Genomic DNA, 15,420 nt, shown 5'->3' with positions numbered 1-15,420 from the left:
ATTGAAAATTATAATTTTTCTATTTTAAGTTAATTACCAATAGCCTTCAAAGAATCAATTTTCTTCTGTAGTTTTTCAATCTCCTCAGCCTTTTTATCTATCATTGGGATTACCTGTGTTGAATCTGAAATCTGCTCAACAATATCAATGGTTTTTGTCTCTTCAGCAAAATAATAGCCAATACCTTCGCTCGATCTCCACGCTTCATTTAACTGGTCGTAAACGGTCTTATCCCATCGGCTTGGATGTTTGACATCTATCCAAATCACATCGCGGTATTCGCTATCAATCAAAACCAAATCTGGTGTTGCTGAGCCATCGAATTGTCCTGCATCCTTTTCGCTAATAGCGGAAACGGTTCCTAAAAAAAACATACGTTTTCTGCCTGCTAAATTTTTAATATACGGTCTAAATTCCACTGGTGTGTTGGCTGTCCAATCGTACTCTTTTCTAGATTCTTTAACTTTTAATGGCATTGCTGAAACCCCAGCATAACCTTGCTTTTTTGAAGCATGATCGTAGTAATATAATGCATCCGATCCATCTGCCGGAATAAATACACTAAAGGTTAAACTGGTACGCTCCTCTCCTACTGGCTCTAACCCAAACCAGTGGTACAAACCGCTATAAGCATTAGAATCGGTATCAGAAAAATCAAAATCGGTAACAAAAGGTTGTTGGTTTTGGTCTTTTGGTAATTCTGGAATTTTTACAGCTGTTTCCATATTCCAGGGTAATGGATCACTAAAACCACCTAAAAATTTTAAAGATTCTGCTTGTAGTTGCGATACTTTTTCTGCCAATGTGTTTTGTCCATTCAAATAAGGATAATTCTTCATCTCCTCTGGACTTATATAAGTGCCTTTACCTATTAAAATACGTTCAATATAATCGCTAAAATCATGCTCACCATTGTTAACAATCATCACACCACCAAATGTTGGATACGGAAATAAAAAACCTTTCCATTTAATTAAACTGACCACTTGTACCCATTGTCCTGTATCGTTTTTCATATAAAACGTATCACTAGGTTCCATAGTAAATAATTGAAAAATATTGAAACGTTGTACAACAGCGTTATAGGTGTTTCTACTAAACTTTAAAGATTCACCAATTGAAAAGGTTACAGGAATTCTGTTTTCGTTTGAAAACCTTGGGAATGGTGTGGTACTAGATACCGAAAAAACCTCCTCGGTATTATCGGTTATGCCTTGCCAAACATATTTCTCGGTTGGCTGGATAGCCATTGTCCATTTATTTTCACCATCAACACGAACTAAATGTGGTAACGAAACATCTTTAGTTTCTCCAACACTTTCGTTTGCCATTGATGAAATATTTTGTAATGGTTGAATGCGCTCGTTTTGAGTCAATGGTAATTCGTTAATTTCTATACGATTCAAATTATTAAAAACGTTATATGTTTTCATGTAATCGTACATTTTAAAATGCCAACCGATAACATATAAAATTCCGAAGAAAACAACTAATAATCCTAAAATACCAATCCGTTTTCCTGTGCTTGCAGAATTTCTAAACTTTCGTAATCCAAAAAATAATACTGTAGCACTTAACAGAATAATGAAAATGAACTTTCTAACAAATAATAATGCAGGTTGATAATCGTCGCGTAAAACAAACAATGCGACTAACAAAATTAACCCAGTAACTATTGTTATGGTTTTTTGCTTTTTTCCTTTATTCCAGTAGTTTTTAATCATTTTTGATGTATTGTCATTGCAAAACTTTTTATAAAATAGTTGTGGCAATCTGTTTGTTTATATTTCTAGTTTCAATTTAAAAGATTACTTCTTCATACTTCCTAGTAATGACACTAACTTATAAAAGTCCTTTGTCTTTTAATCGTTCACGAGCACTTTTTCCTTCAGTTTTTGGTGCTTCTTTTATAGCTTCAGTTTCTTCAACTGCATCAGTATCTTTAGTTTTTAAGTCTTCAATAAAGTCCTTTCCTTTTTCAACTGCATCTTCCATAATATCTCCAATAGAATCACTTTTTTCTTCTAAAACTTTAGAAGATTTTAATATAAAAGTTGCTAAATATGTTCCTACTAAAGTGCCAACGACTATTGATGCAAATGCCGAAATACCATTATAACTTCCAAATATTTTAAAGGGGGTTAGAAATTGAAATATTAATCCTATTAACAAAAAAGTGGTAGCAACAAAAACCAAACGTGGCAAAAAAGCTTGTTTATATACGAAGCCTTTTTTGTTTTCCAGTTTCATTTGCAAGGCTTTAGAATTCAATATTTTGTTTACAAAACGATATAACCCATTTCCATTAGATTCTCTCCAATACAAAAAGATACCAAAAAGTATCGCTGCTATAAATATTACTAATTCTAGTCCCATGGTTTTAGTTTAAAATTAAAATCTAACTATTTTCAATCGATTATAAAAATATAAGGAGTCATTATATTACCGAAACCCCTATTATCAAACAATTCCAACAATTCTTTATGATTTTTAGCACTTATTGTGTCTTTGTTTTTTAAAATAATCATTTCATTAAATGGAATATTATTTTTTAATCCAGCAATAGCAAAACCACAGTCTAATTGTTGTTTAGGTTTAATATCAGCTTCAATCCAATTATTATCATAATAAGTAATAACAACTGAGTCAAAATTATTTGAATGAAACCTTTCACTAACTTGGGCTTTCAATTTAATTATTTCACTTGAATTGTTTTGAATTGCAATAACATATGTTGGATTACATGACAATAAAAAGAAAAAAACACAAATAAACCCAAAGAATTTCATAATTAATTATTCATTATAAGGTTAGTCTATACTTTTTAAATATTGTTACTAATCCTTTCAATTACCCATTCCTTAAAGGAGTCATCCCAAGATTTAAAACTATTGTAAAACGCTTCTTTATCGTACCAATACAAGTACAATACATCTTTAGGAGAAATGTTTACCAAAAGCATCCAAATTAAATCTTGATGTTTGGCTTCTAAAGATGAATGTGGTTGATGCAAGGCTTCAAAAAGTTTTACATCAACAATATCGGCAATTTTAAATTCGTTACTGGTTTCTAATTTTTCTAAATAACGTTCTACACTCATTACTTTTTTACGTGCCTCGATGTCTAATTTATTTAAATAGCTTTTGTATAATAAAGGGTCTTCTAAAATATTTTTAATGGGATGCTGTACTTTTTTTAACTGCTGAAACATTTCGAACTTTTTAATACGCTCGTAGCGTTTTGTTTTAACAACAGCTTCTAAATCGTATTCAATAATAACATGATCGCGCAATTTATCCATTAATTCGGGTTGATGAATATGATAGATAAGCACATCATAACTCACATCTTTAATAGCTTCTTTATGCCATTTTTTATCTTCAAAAACTACAATGGGTTTAATAAAATCTCGCAATACATATACCCCTCCAAAAGCCTTGGTGTAAAAAGAATCTGTTGTAAACTGCAATTCGTGTAAATCTAAATCTCTATGACGTAAATCTCCATGTTTTTTTGCTGATTCTAATAATTGTTGATGTATAGTTTCATCTATAAAATTATTGTCTCTATTAAAGGTTTCTACAAGTTCTAATTGTTGTGCTTTAATTTTATCTAAATCGTTTATTAAATGAAAACTTATGGTAATGTTATTGTATTTCAAAACATCTAAAGGCTCATAAAAAGCATCAATATTTTGGTCGAAATCTAAACATATTGCACAATCACGCGTGATATCGTTTATTTTGTTTCCGTGAATTTTGAAAACAAATTTCATGATATCTCTATCAAATGTATGAAACGGCACATAAACTGGTTTTCCTTTTTGCAAAGGAGAAATTATGATTCCATGCGGATTTGCATCACCGTTATTTAAATAATGAAGGTCTTTTTTCTCATCAGCGATTTCGGGGCTCCAACCAATGCCATCAATGGAAAATGTTTTAAGTTTGGTTTTTGTAAACCCAAGCTTTACTAAGCATTTGTTATATCGCTCAACTAGTTTCCCGCTTACAGGAATGAGTTCACTTCTATATAAATTGGCTTGAATTAGTTTGTCCATTACAACAATTTATTTATTCGAATATATTGCAACAGCATAATCGTTCTAGCATCAATAATTTCATTTGAATCAATCATATTTAATGCTTCCTTAAAAGACATTTCTAAAACTTCAATTTCTTCGCCTTCAACTTCTAATCCACCACCATTATCAATTCTATCAGAATCTCGATACTCACCTATAAAAAGATGTACTTGCTCTCTAACAATTCCTGGTGACAAAAATACGGTACTAATAAATTTTAAGTTTGAAACATGGTACCCTAACTCTTCTTGAGCTTCTCGTATCACGCAGCTTTCAGGTGATTCGCCTTCATCAACTGAACCGCCACATACCTCGATAGAATACCCTTCTGAAACTCCTGCAACATAAACTGGTATCCTGAATTGTTTAGATAAAACAACGCTTCGTGTTTCTGGATTATACAACAATATAGCTACGCCATCACTCTTACCGTAAGCTTCGTGTGATAAGCGTTTCCAATTACCATCTTTAAATTTAAAATCGAAATCTATACGCTCTAACTTACCCCAAAATTGAGATAGTACGGTTGATGTTATGTTTTTTATTCTTTTATCTTTTCCCATCAAACTGCTCTCTAGCCTCAGTTTCTATATTCAATTGATTTACTCTAGCATCAACTTTTCGTTTAAAATCGGTATCTGCAATTGTAGCAACATTGTCTAAATACCTAACTACTTCTTGCTTTCTTATCTCAGAAAAATCTAGTCCTTTCATATTCGCTTTCATCAATTCTTGAAGCATACCAAATTTGGTGTCGTAATCTTTTTTGAAATAAACATCTGGGTTTTCAAACCAATCGTCTTCTAAATCAAAATCAGTTAATCGTAATGAAATAGCCGATTGAATGTTCCTAACATCACGCGATGAAAAGAATGGAAATATTTGCTGAATTTCTTTATACAAACTCGCATAAAACATATGTTCATTAGCATCATGCATTTTATCAACTTTTTCAAAAGTTTCTAAAACCCGCTCTTCTGTTGGCTTTTCAATAGTATTTAAAATATCACCCATGCTTTTAGCTAAACCTTGATCTTCTAAATATTTATATCCTTGCGGATTTTGCATATTCACAAAATCAGGCATGGTTTTATCAAATTTTTTCCACCAAATATAATCCTGATCTAAAAAGTCGTGTTCGGTTCGTGCTCCATCAATTTTAAAACGCCCTTGCACACGAGAAATCACAGCTTTATCAAGCATTTCTGGCAGATTGGTAAACAACCCAATGGAACTGTTACCGTAATTAACCGCATAAGCGCCTTCTGTATATCTTAAAAACACACCGATAACCTCTTTTACACCAGCTGAAACGCCTTGTGCAGTTCGTTCTTGCAAATTGTTTTCGGCATCATCAATAGGTGCAAAAATAAGTTTTGATGGGTCTTGTAATGGCTTCATCCATTCAACCATTTTTTCAGCAGATCCTCCTTGAAATGTACTAATTAAAGTATCTGGCATAGGGTGAAACAAAAACGGAATATCAAGATTATCACAATGTTCTTTAAGTCGAGTGGCAATAGCAGCAATCAACATAGATTTTCCTGTTCCAGGAATACCATAACCCATAAACACCGGCATAAAACCACCTAATTCTTGAAACGGATTCTTTTTAGCAACAAAATCATAACTCAACATATGCTCGGTTAATCGTCGTGCAAAATGTTTTGCATCTCGATTACCAACAATTTGTTCAAATTGGATTTTATTAAACTCAATACTTTTAGCTGTTCCCGCAAATACATTATTCCAACCAGAAACGGCAAATTCAGATTTTTCAAGTTTATAGGTTCTATCTTCAATAGTTTCGGTATATTCTAAAGCACTTTTACGCAATTGAATTTCATCAATCAGTGCCTCAAAGTAAACCACAGTAAAATCTATGACATCTTTATCAGATTTTATAATTTCTGGATGACCTAAATATTTATCATAATAAAACAAGCTACAGGAAATTCCTTTTAATGGTGATAAAAGAGATACCTCTGGAATACCAGCAAATTTCTGTTTCATCACACTTAAATCATCTGAAGCATGTGGCTTTAAATCATGCAAAACTTTATAGGCTTTAGCAAATAGCATAAAAGCCGTTGCAGTATGCATTTTGCTTTCAAACTCGCGTTTTCCGTTATTATCTAAAGCAGATTTGTTTTCATTTAAACTCGATAAGCCTGAAGCATCATAATAACTATCTTTAATCCAAACACCTAAAGTTATACCTTCTTGAACCGCATAAAGTGTCTGATTCAAATAAATTGGGATGGCGACTGAATCTGGTAACAATCGCTTTTTTAATGCTAATATGGTTTTAGAAACCGAAGTTATTTCAGCAGTATTTGTTCCATTATTAGCTCGCGATAAATACAATAAAATAGATTCGTCTTTAGCATCTTTATCCTTGTTTTTTACGCGTGCACCTTGCTCCCATTGTATAGATTTTAAATAGGATGTCGCTTCATCACGAAGCATATCGAGTTCGCTTAATTTTATTGGGAATGTTGAGTTGTGTTCCATATTTTTAGTCTACAGTTTTCAGTCCCAGTGTGCAGTACTGAATACTGCTACTGCGACTGTTTACTTTTTTAAATCAATTTTTAATTCTGAAATTTGAATAGGTGCCTTTTCAAGGGTATCCATAATCTCAGGTGTTTTGTTATATAATAATTGAATGATTCTATGCGGAGCAAAAACGTATTTCTTCTTAAATACATCATTCCATTTTTGTAAAATTTGCTTACTAAAAAATCCGCCATCTTTAAATTCACTACTAGAACTCACTTCATCTAACCGCAATGATATTGCATAAGATTCTAGTGGGATTTCCTTTTTAGAAATAGCTTGTAAAATAGCATGTGTAATATCATTTTCATCTTTTGCAAATACATTATGAATAGGCCCCAAATCAATTCGTTTTATAAGCTTTGGTGATACTTTTGGCAATTTTCTATCAATAGTGTATGCCATAGTATCTAAATTCATGTCTCTATCTGCAACCGTTTTTAAAACCTCGTAAATTTCATCTTTATAATCATTTATTTGGTTGCCATCATAATTAAAATACATAAAGCATATAAATGGTCTGTTATGTGATACATCATAAAAACTCCAACTTACTAGCAAATCTCCAGCAGAATTTTCTGGAGCAGTCACTATTTTTCCTTGAACAAAACGATTAAAAATATATTCTTTTTTTACAGAAGTATAATAAACTATCGATGCCGCTTGAAACAATCTACTTTTTTTAACATGCTCTTTTTTTCGCATTAGTGTATCTAAAAACTCCTCTTTTAAAGTATTTATTGGAGTTAATTTCCCTAAATATCCGTCGCGAAGCTCTAAATCGTTAAATAAATACCGAAACTCTAAATAGTTTGGAAACCCAGAATATGTTAAATCCACCTTCATATTATCCTCATCATCATACATGTATTTAACTCGCATAGCTTCTATAGAATACAGCAACAAGTCGCAATACTGCTTAAACAATTGCACCTCAATTTCATTGCAAACTTTTTGCTGCTGCACCGCAACAATTAATTCTTTAAAAGCAAAATCCACCATTTTATGGTAAAAAATATAGTGCTCTTTAGAATCGAGAATGGCAGAATCTAATGGTGTAACAATGTGGTTTATGGACATTTTTTCAATTGATAATTGACAAGTGTTAATTGATAATTGTTAATTGTGTTTTGGGCGTTACCACAACACTTCGGCAAGCTCAGTGCAAGTGGTCGGGCTTTCACTACTCGCTTCCTCCTGCGTCGGGGAGCTCAAACATACCGTTCAATCCCTAACGAGGAAAAAAAAGATACTAATAAACTTAGCAATATATAATTAAAAGATTGCCACGTCATGCTTCCTCGCAATGACGTTAACTCAACAAATCGTCGTCGTTAGCTTCTGGCTTTGAGTTAGGCTTATCGCCTTCTCCATCATCACCAGATGGCACATTAACATCAGAATTATAATAATCTTCAAAAATTTCTTTCATATCGATACCATAGCGTTCTGCAAAATTCTTTTGAATATCGCTATCCTTAGCACGAATTTCTTGTAAAGCTTCAGCATAACTACTATAAACACCTTGCATTACTTTTTCGTGTACCGGTATATTATCCATCATATCTTGACGTGCTTTGGCGCTTGCTGTATGCATAGATGCTAAAGTTTCACCAATATGCTCATCGGTTTTTACACCTAAATGTTCTAAAATAGCCGCAAATTCTTGGTCTGTTCTGGCTTTTAACGCAACCACATAACCATCGTAATATTTAAGACGTTCCTCTGTATCAGATTTTAATTTAGCACGATGCGTTTGTAAATTACTACGTAACGATGTTAATACTTTAATGGTTAAATTGTGTTTATGTACAAAGCTATCTTTACTAGCGGCAAGTGTTGTATAGGCATTTTTAAGACCTTCTAATTCTTCAACTTTTTGTTCTAAAGTGGTTACTTTACCTATGGCTTCTGCGTATTCAGCAGATTGTTTATCAGCAATATCTTCAAGCTCTTGTCGTGCCTGTTTTAAAAGCGCATATTGTTCTTCTAGTTTTTCTTCAACCTCTTTCTTTTTCTCTAAAGCTTTTGTATGATTTTTAGATGCTTCAACAATAGCATCTTTAAGCTTTTCTTCAACTTCTTTTATTTCTATTTCTCTATTTTTTAAACGAGAAACTGCAGCTTGACTTTTATAAGATAATTCACTTAAAAGTGTTTGAACATCGGCGCTTTCTATACGCTCTTGAAACATCGCCTTGGCTTTATTATCAGCTCCAGCACGTACTTTTTCAGCAGCTTTAAATTCTTCTTCCTCTTTTTTAATTTTGCTTTTACGTCCCCAAAGATTATTCCACCAAGTATCAGGTTTGTTTTTAGCATCCTCTAATTCAATTCGCGCGCGCTCTAACCCTTTTTGAGCATCGTCTATTACTTTTTGTTCTGTAGCATTTAATGACGAGAATTTTTCAAAAATAATACCTACTTCATCTTGATAATCAGTCAAATCTTTAATCGCATCTAAAAGTGTCGTTCTGTCTTTTTCGGCCATATGCACCACATCATCCAAAGTGGCATTTAATATTTTTTGACGAACTTCTGGATCATCTTCTTGAGATAATTTAGATTTCATAGTGTCAATGGCTTTTCCCCAGTTAACATCTACTTTTTCGGTTTTTTCGTTTGAAGAGGTTTCTAATAAATCAAAATCATCTGACATGTTATATATTATATTTAAGGTTGAACAATTTTACGGACAAGCAATTTCGTTAAAAAATATCAATTTTAAAATTTATACTGCTTAAATTATTGGTGTAAAAAATTAATAAAATGTTACATTAATTATAATAATTTGCTTTTTAGAGTTTATATCAAAATTGTTTTTAATGAGAATAGAATGTATATCTGAGTTTGTAGTAGGGTTTAATCATCTTAAATAGGAAGGGTACAACTATTATTAATAATAGTTAGTAAAAAAACAGTATATTTGAATAGCTATTAACTCAAATAAAGCACTGACTATGCTTCTAAACTACAAACCTCTCACATTACCGTGTATACTGTTAATCAATCAAATTGATGTTGTAACCGTATTAATTATTGTTGTTGTTATTTTTTCTTTTTTATTGATACTTGGTGTTAGAAAATCTTATTTACTTAAAAAAGAAAATGATCGATTAAATAGTATGAATACTACTATTGAAGATGAAAAAGAAAAACCCTATAAAGATTTTACTGATGGCCATATGTATGGTGGCAGTTAAATTATAATGATATCTGTATACTTAAAAAGCCTGCTCTAGCAGGCTTTTTAGTTTTAGTAATTATCTTATCAATTTCTTGTACTTAATTCGTTTCGGCATCAAATCTCCTCCAAGACGTTTCTTTTTATTTTCTTCATAATCAGAAAAACTTCCTTCAAAGAAATACACTTGAGAATCACCTTCAAAAGCTAAAATATGTGTACATATTCTATCTAAAAACCAACGGTCGTGACTAATAACAACTGCGCAGCCTGCAAAATTTTCTAAACCTTCTTCTAAAGCTCGTAACGTATTTACATCAAGATCATTAGTAGGCTCATCTAAAAGTAGCACATTACCTTCTTCTTTAAGTGTCATAGCTAAATGCAAACGGTTACGCTCTCCTCCAGAAAGCAGTTTTACTGCTTTATTTTGTTCACTTCCTGAAAAGTTAAAACGACTTAAATATGCACGGGAATTTACTTGCTTTCCTCCCATCATAACTAATTCTTGCTCATCGCTAAAGTTTTGCCATATCGTTTTTTCTGGATTAATATTTGAATGGCTTTGATCGACATAGGCAATTTTAGCAGTATCGCCTACTTTAAACTCACCCTTATCTGGAGTTTCTTCTCCCATAATCATTCTGAAAATAGTAGTCTTACCAGCTCCGTTTGGTCCAATAACACCAACAATTCCTGCTTGTGGTAGATTGAAATTTAAATCTTCGTAAAGCAATTTATCATCATAACCTTTACTAACTCCAACTGCCTCAATAACATTAGTTCCTAATCTTGGTCCATTTGGAATATAGATTTCAAGCTTTTCATCCAATTTTTTTTGGTCTTGACTCATGAGCTTATCGTAATTCTTCAAACGTGCCTTTTGCTTGGTTTGACGACCTTTAGCACCTTGACGTACCCATTCTAACTCGCGCTCTAATGTTTTTTGTCGTTTAGATGCTACTTTTCCTTCTTGTGCCATTCGCTTAGATTTTTGATCTAGCCAAGATGAATAATTTCCTTTCCATGGGATACCCTCTCCTCTGTCGAGTTCGAGAATCCATCCAGCAACATTATCTAAAAAATACCTATCGTGCGTTACCGCAATTACGGTACCTTTATATTGAGCTAAATGGTGTTCTAACCAATGTACAGATTCGGCATCTAAATGGTTGGTAGGCTCATCTAATAATAGTACATCTGGTTCTTGTAAAAGCAAGCGACATAGTGCTACACGACGACGTTCTCCTCCAGATAAAACAGAGATTTTTTTATCGCCATCTGGTGTACGCAAAGCATCCATGGCAATTTCTAGCTTGGTATCTAATTCCCAAGCATTTGTAGCATCAATTTGATCTTGAAGCTCCGCTTGGCGGTTCATCAATTTTTCCATTTTGTCTGCATCAGAATATACTTCCTCTAATCCAAATTGGTCATTAATTTTATTATATTCATCAAGTATAGCAACGGTTTCTGCTGCACCTTCGCGTACAATTTCCATAACTGTTTTATCTTCATCAAGCTTTGGTTCTTGTTCTAAATAACCAACCGAATAGTCTTGAGAAAACACCACATCACCTTGGTAGTTTTTATCTACACCTGCAATAATTTTTAGCAAAGTTGATTTACCGGAACCGTTTAAACCTAGAATTCCAATTTTTGCTCCGTAAAAAAAACTTAAATATATATTTTTTAAAACGGGTGTATTTGCACTAGGAAATGTCTTGGTTACACCAGTCATTGAGAAAATTATCTTCTTATCGTCGTTCATTTTTGTTTGTTGTAATTGTTAAGTTATTAAGTCAATTATACTCTACCCTTTAAAGCGTTAAATACCCATGCAATAGCAAAAAAACCAATGCCTACTGCTGCAAACCCCCAGCCTGCAACATCATCGTATCTAAATGCGCCCAAAGCTATTAATGCTAATCCTACTATAATCATAATTGTGGTAGCCCAAGCTAGGACTGTATTTTTATTCATTGCCATAATTGATTTTTTTTGATGGTTAGTCTAAAAGCAAATATCGCTATTTTACATAAAAAAGCACCTTTTAAAGGATGCTTTTTATTAACTCGTTGAAAGAAATCCTATTTTACCCATTTGATAATCCCGTGAGGAGAACCTTAATCTCTGTTTACGTGTTCATAGCGTATGATCTATAATGGGGAAATAGTAAAAAGATTTATCATTTTTATTTCTTTCATCGAAAAAGGTTAAAAGAAATTGTATTGATCTTATATTCATAAAATCGCTTCGCCTTATTTTTTGAAGCTATTTGCTTGAAAAACAGATTAACGTATTTTATCGAGTAAATCACTTAATTGCTGTGCTTCTTGTTCTGTTAAATGTTCTAACAAATCAGTATTCAAATCTTTTGAAATTTTCTGCAAAAGCGTTAGACCTTCTTTCATTATTTGGATATGTACAACACGTCTGTCGCTAGGACAAGGTATACGCTCAATTAATTGTTTCGCACAAAGTTTATCCATTAATCGTGTAGCATTTGGAGCCCTATCAATCATACGGTCTTTAATGGTTTGAACTTTTAATGGTTTATCTGTGCCACGCAAAATCCTTAAAATATTATACTGTTGTGGAGAAATACCAAAAGGCTTAAAAAAAGTATTTTGATGAGCCGTAATCCAGTTTGCAGTAAACATAATATTAATTAGTGCTTTAACTTTATTGTTTTTAAACTTTGAGTTAACGTCTTTAGAAATATCTCCCATTTATAATCATTTTTTAATTAAGAAAGCACATCGTTATAATCATCTTGTTTCTTTTTAAATACTGCAGTTGCAAACGGACATAGAGGAATAATTTTAATACTATTAATCCTCGCAAAATCCACTGCAATTTTTACTAATTTATAGCCTACACTTTGTCCTCTTAATTTATCGCTTACCTCTGTATGATCTATTATAATCTTATCTTTTCCTACATAAGTATATGTTATTTTAGCTTCTTGTGCACCATTAATTTCCATGTAGAACCTCCCCCTTTTTCCATCATCAAATTGTTTTACATCCATAACTATAAAGAATTTTGAAACACTTTAACATTGTTTTTTAATTCTAAATTCAATTCTTCATTAACAATATTTCCATCTAAAAAATTATCATAAAATGATGGCAACGAAAAGGTTTTAATAATGTTAGCATCATGCCTAGGAAAACGGTCTTTTGCTATTTCTAAAACTGACGCTCCACCTCTTGCTCCAGGCGATGTCGCCATTAATAACATAGGTTTACCGTAAAAAGTTTTTCCTTCTATTCTAGACATCCAATCGAATATATTTTTAAAAGCTGCAGAGTAAGCACCGTTATGTTCGGCTAACGATAAAACAATGCCATCTGATTCTTTTATCAATTTTAAGAAATGATGAGCAGACTCTGGTATCCCTTTTTCATTCTCTAAATCAACTCCAAAAAGTGGTAATTCAAAATCGTTTAAATCTAAAATATTCACAGGTGTTTCTTCAACTAGGCTTGACACATATTTTACTAACTGCTTGTTTATAGAGTTTTTACTATTACTTCCTGCAAAGGCAATTATATTTTTCATATTTAATGTTTTCAATTATTATACAAATATAAAAAACATAATTTTATATTCCTAGGAATATATTTCCATGTTATTTATTTTATGAATTCATTAACAAACTCGATATAAAATTTGAAACTTTTGTACATTAGCATCAAACAAAATAATTCATGGACATCAACTTCAATAAAAATGAAGATCATAATAAACTTCTACTTTCCGAATTAAACAAAAGACTAGCAAAAGTAAGTCTTGGTGGAGGAAAAGCTCGTATTGAAAAACATCGTGCAAAAGGGAAAATGACAGCTAGGGAGCGTATTGATTATCTTTTAGATACTAAAGCAAAATCTATTGAAATTGCTACTTTTGCTGGAGAAAATATGTATGCAGAACACGGTGGTTGTCCGTCTGGTGGCGTGATTGTTAAAATGGGTTATATCAAGGGCAAGCAATGTATTGTTGTGGCAAATGATGCTACTGTAAAAGCTGGTGCATGGTTTCCTATTACTGGAAAAAAGAATTTAAGAGCTCAAGAAATAGCTATTGAAAACAAACTTCCTATTATTTATTTGGTAGATTCTGCTGGCGTGTATTTACCTATGCAAGACGAAATTTTTCCAGATAAAGAACATTTTGGACGTATTTTTAGAAACAATGCTATTATGAGTAGTATGGGTATTACTCAAATTGCAGCGGTTATGGGTAGTTGTGTTGCTGGTGGAGCCTATTTACCAATTATGAGTGACGAAGCATTGATTGTTGATAAAACAGGAAGTATTTTTCTTGCGGGTAGCTATTTGGTAAAAGCAGCCATTGGTGAAACTATTGATAATGAAACGTTAGGTGGTGCGACAACCCATTGTGAAATTTCTGGAGTTACAGACTATAAAGCCAAAAATGATGCTGATGCTTTAGATACCATTAAAAACATTATAGATAAAATTGGGGATTATGATAAAGCAGGTTTTAATCGAAATGAAGCAAAAAAACCAAAAGAAAATCCTGAAGATATCTATGGCATTGTGCCAAAATCGAGAGCTGATCAATATGATATGTATGACATTATTAAGCGATTGGTTGATAATTCGGAATACGATGAATATAAAGCTGGCTACGGACAAACCATAATAACCTGCTACGCCCGTATTGATGGTTGGGCAGTAGGTGTTGTTGCTAATCAACGCAAACTAGTTAAAACTAAAAAGGGTGAAATGCAATTTGGTGGCGTTATTTATAACGATAGTGCTGATAAAGCCACACGGTTTATTGCCAATTGCAACCAGAAGAAAATTCCATTAGTTTTTCTGCAAGATGTTACTGGTTTTATGGTTGGAAGTAAATCTGAACACGGAGGCATTATAAAAGATGGTGCGAAAATGGTAAATGCGGTTAGTAATTCAGTGGTACCAAAATTCACAATTATTATCGGTAATTCTTATGGTGCTGGAAATTATGCCATGTGTGGGAAAGCATACGACCCACGATTGATTGTGGCATGGCCAAGTGCAGAACTTGCCGTTATGAGCGGGAATTCTGCTGCCAAAGTATTATTACAAATAGAAAAAGCATCGTTAGAAAAACAAGGTGAAAAATTCACAAAAGAAAAAGAAGACGCACTTTACAAAAAAATAAAAGATAGATACGACAACCAAGTATCGCCATATTATGCGGCTGCCAGAATTTGGACTGATGGAATCATTGATCCGTTAGATACCCGAAAATGGATTAGCATGGGTATAGAAGCAGCAAACCATGCTCCTATTGAGAAAAAATTTAATTTGGGTGTTATGCAGGTTTAGTAAATACAGAGCGACCAAATGGTCGCTCTTTTTCTTTTAAACTAAACTTCCAATTTAGCCACAATCTGCTTGTCTTTTGTTTTGGTTAATCTTATAATTTTAATGTCTTTAGTTTCATTTGGTTTTCCAAAGTTTTTTTAAAGTTTAGCATAAAGCTATAATCAAACTATATATTAAAAAACCAACAATGAGTAAAGTGTACTTTTGAGTGAGTTAACTATAAAATCAAAAAAGGGTAAGTAAAAACT

Annotated in this window: 15 protein-coding genes; 2 read left to right on the top strand and 13 right to left on the bottom strand. The window is 32.5% G+C overall.

The window, feature by feature from the left end:
* Positions 1 to 29: 29 nt before the first annotated feature.
* From RG22_RS16540 to RG22_RS16505, 8 genes are all read right to left on the bottom strand, one after another.
* Positions 30 to 1,724: a hypothetical protein gene (locus tag RG22_RS16540; protein ID WP_034045334.1), complete on the bottom strand. Its 1,695-nt coding sequence runs from the start codon at positions 1,722 to 1,724 to the stop codon at positions 30 to 32.
* Between the two features lie 118 nt (positions 1,725 to 1,842).
* Positions 1,843 to 2,376, bottom strand: coding sequence for a hypothetical protein (locus RG22_RS16535; protein WP_034045331.1), 534 nt, complete (start codon positions 2,374 to 2,376; stop codon positions 1,843 to 1,845).
* Between the two features lie 32 nt (positions 2,377 to 2,408).
* Entirely contained in the window at positions 2,409 to 2,690 is a 282-nt protein-coding gene (locus RG22_RS16530) for a hypothetical protein (RefSeq protein ID WP_156113413.1), read from the bottom strand.
* Between the two features lie 134 nt (positions 2,691 to 2,824).
* On the bottom strand, positions 2,825 to 4,060 hold the full coding sequence (locus tag RG22_RS16525) for a DUF6638 family protein (RefSeq protein WP_034045325.1): 1,236 nt from the start codon (positions 4,058 to 4,060) through the stop codon (positions 2,825 to 2,827).
* Positions 4,060 to 4,647, bottom strand: coding sequence for an NUDIX domain-containing protein (locus tag RG22_RS16520; protein ID WP_034045322.1), 588 nt, complete (start codon positions 4,645 to 4,647; stop codon positions 4,060 to 4,062). Before RG22_RS16520 ends, RG22_RS16525 begins: the two co-directional genes overlap by 1 nt.
* A complete protein-coding gene (locus RG22_RS16515; protein ID WP_034045320.1) occupies positions 4,634 to 6,598 on the bottom strand; it encodes an AAA family ATPase in 1,965 nt (654 codons plus the stop codon). Before RG22_RS16515 ends, RG22_RS16520 begins: the two co-directional genes overlap by 14 nt.
* A 60-nt stretch (positions 6,599 to 6,658) precedes the next feature.
* Positions 6,659 to 7,723: a hypothetical protein gene (locus RG22_RS16510; protein WP_034045317.1), complete on the bottom strand. Its 1,065-nt coding sequence runs from the start codon at positions 7,721 to 7,723 to the stop codon at positions 6,659 to 6,661.
* Positions 7,724 to 7,955: 232 nt separating this feature from the next.
* Positions 7,956 to 9,302 (bottom strand): microtubule-binding protein, encoded by a 1,347-nt coding sequence (locus RG22_RS16505; protein WP_034045313.1) that lies wholly within the window; start codon positions 9,300 to 9,302, stop codon positions 7,956 to 7,958.
* A gap of 301 nt (positions 9,303 to 9,603) precedes the next feature.
* On the opposite strand from RG22_RS16505, the gene RG22_RS16500 reads away from it, so the two are divergent.
* A complete protein-coding gene (locus RG22_RS16500; RefSeq protein ID WP_034045310.1) occupies positions 9,604 to 9,846 on the top strand; it encodes a hypothetical protein in 243 nt (80 codons plus the stop codon).
* 60 nt (positions 9,847 to 9,906) lie between these two features.
* On the opposite strand, the gene ettA is transcribed toward RG22_RS16500, so the two are convergent.
* The 5 genes from ettA to RG22_RS16475 all read right to left on the bottom strand — a co-directional run bounded on the left by ettA (position 9,907) and on the right by RG22_RS16475 (position 13,394).
* The gene (ettA, locus tag RG22_RS16495; protein ID WP_034045307.1) at positions 9,907 to 11,598 is read right to left on the bottom strand and encodes an energy-dependent translational throttle protein EttA; all 1,692 of its coding nucleotides are present in this window, start codon (positions 11,596 to 11,598) and stop codon (positions 9,907 to 9,909) included.
* 35 nt (positions 11,599 to 11,633) lie between these two features.
* Positions 11,634 to 11,816, bottom strand: a complete 183-nt coding sequence (locus RG22_RS16490) for a CAL67264 family membrane protein (protein ID WP_034045305.1) — start codon at positions 11,814 to 11,816, stop codon at positions 11,634 to 11,636.
* Between the two features lie 305 nt (positions 11,817 to 12,121).
* On the bottom strand, positions 12,122 to 12,559 hold the full coding sequence (locus tag RG22_RS16485) for a MarR family winged helix-turn-helix transcriptional regulator (RefSeq protein WP_034045302.1): 438 nt from the start codon (positions 12,557 to 12,559) through the stop codon (positions 12,122 to 12,124).
* Positions 12,560 to 12,576: 17 nt separating this feature from the next.
* Complete coding sequence (locus tag RG22_RS16480; RefSeq protein ID WP_034045301.1) at positions 12,577 to 12,861, bottom strand: GNAT family N-acetyltransferase; 285 nt, start codon at positions 12,859 to 12,861, stop codon at positions 12,577 to 12,579.
* Between the two features lie 2 nt (positions 12,862 to 12,863).
* Positions 12,864 to 13,394 carry an NADPH-dependent FMN reductase gene (locus RG22_RS16475; protein WP_034045299.1) on the bottom strand — a complete coding sequence of 177 codons (531 nt, stop codon included), beginning with the start codon at positions 13,392 to 13,394 and terminating at the stop codon, positions 12,864 to 12,866.
* A gap of 149 nt (positions 13,395 to 13,543) precedes the next feature.
* Here RG22_RS16475 and RG22_RS16470 point away from each other — a divergent pair, with 149 nt between their 5' ends.
* On the top strand, positions 13,544 to 15,172 hold the full coding sequence (locus RG22_RS16470; RefSeq protein ID WP_034045297.1) for an acyl-CoA carboxylase subunit beta: 1,629 nt from the start codon (positions 13,544 to 13,546) through the stop codon (positions 15,170 to 15,172).
* Positions 15,173 to 15,420: the final 248 nt, after the last annotated feature.

This window comes from Wocania ichthyoenteri Th78 (assembly GCF_000789235.1).
In the GTDB taxonomy this organism is placed as follows: domain Bacteria; phylum Bacteroidota; class Bacteroidia; order Flavobacteriales; family Flavobacteriaceae; genus Wocania_A; species Wocania_A ichthyoenteri.
Note: the sequence above shows the minus strand (reverse complement) of the source record. Positions and strands in the feature narration are given on the sequence as shown.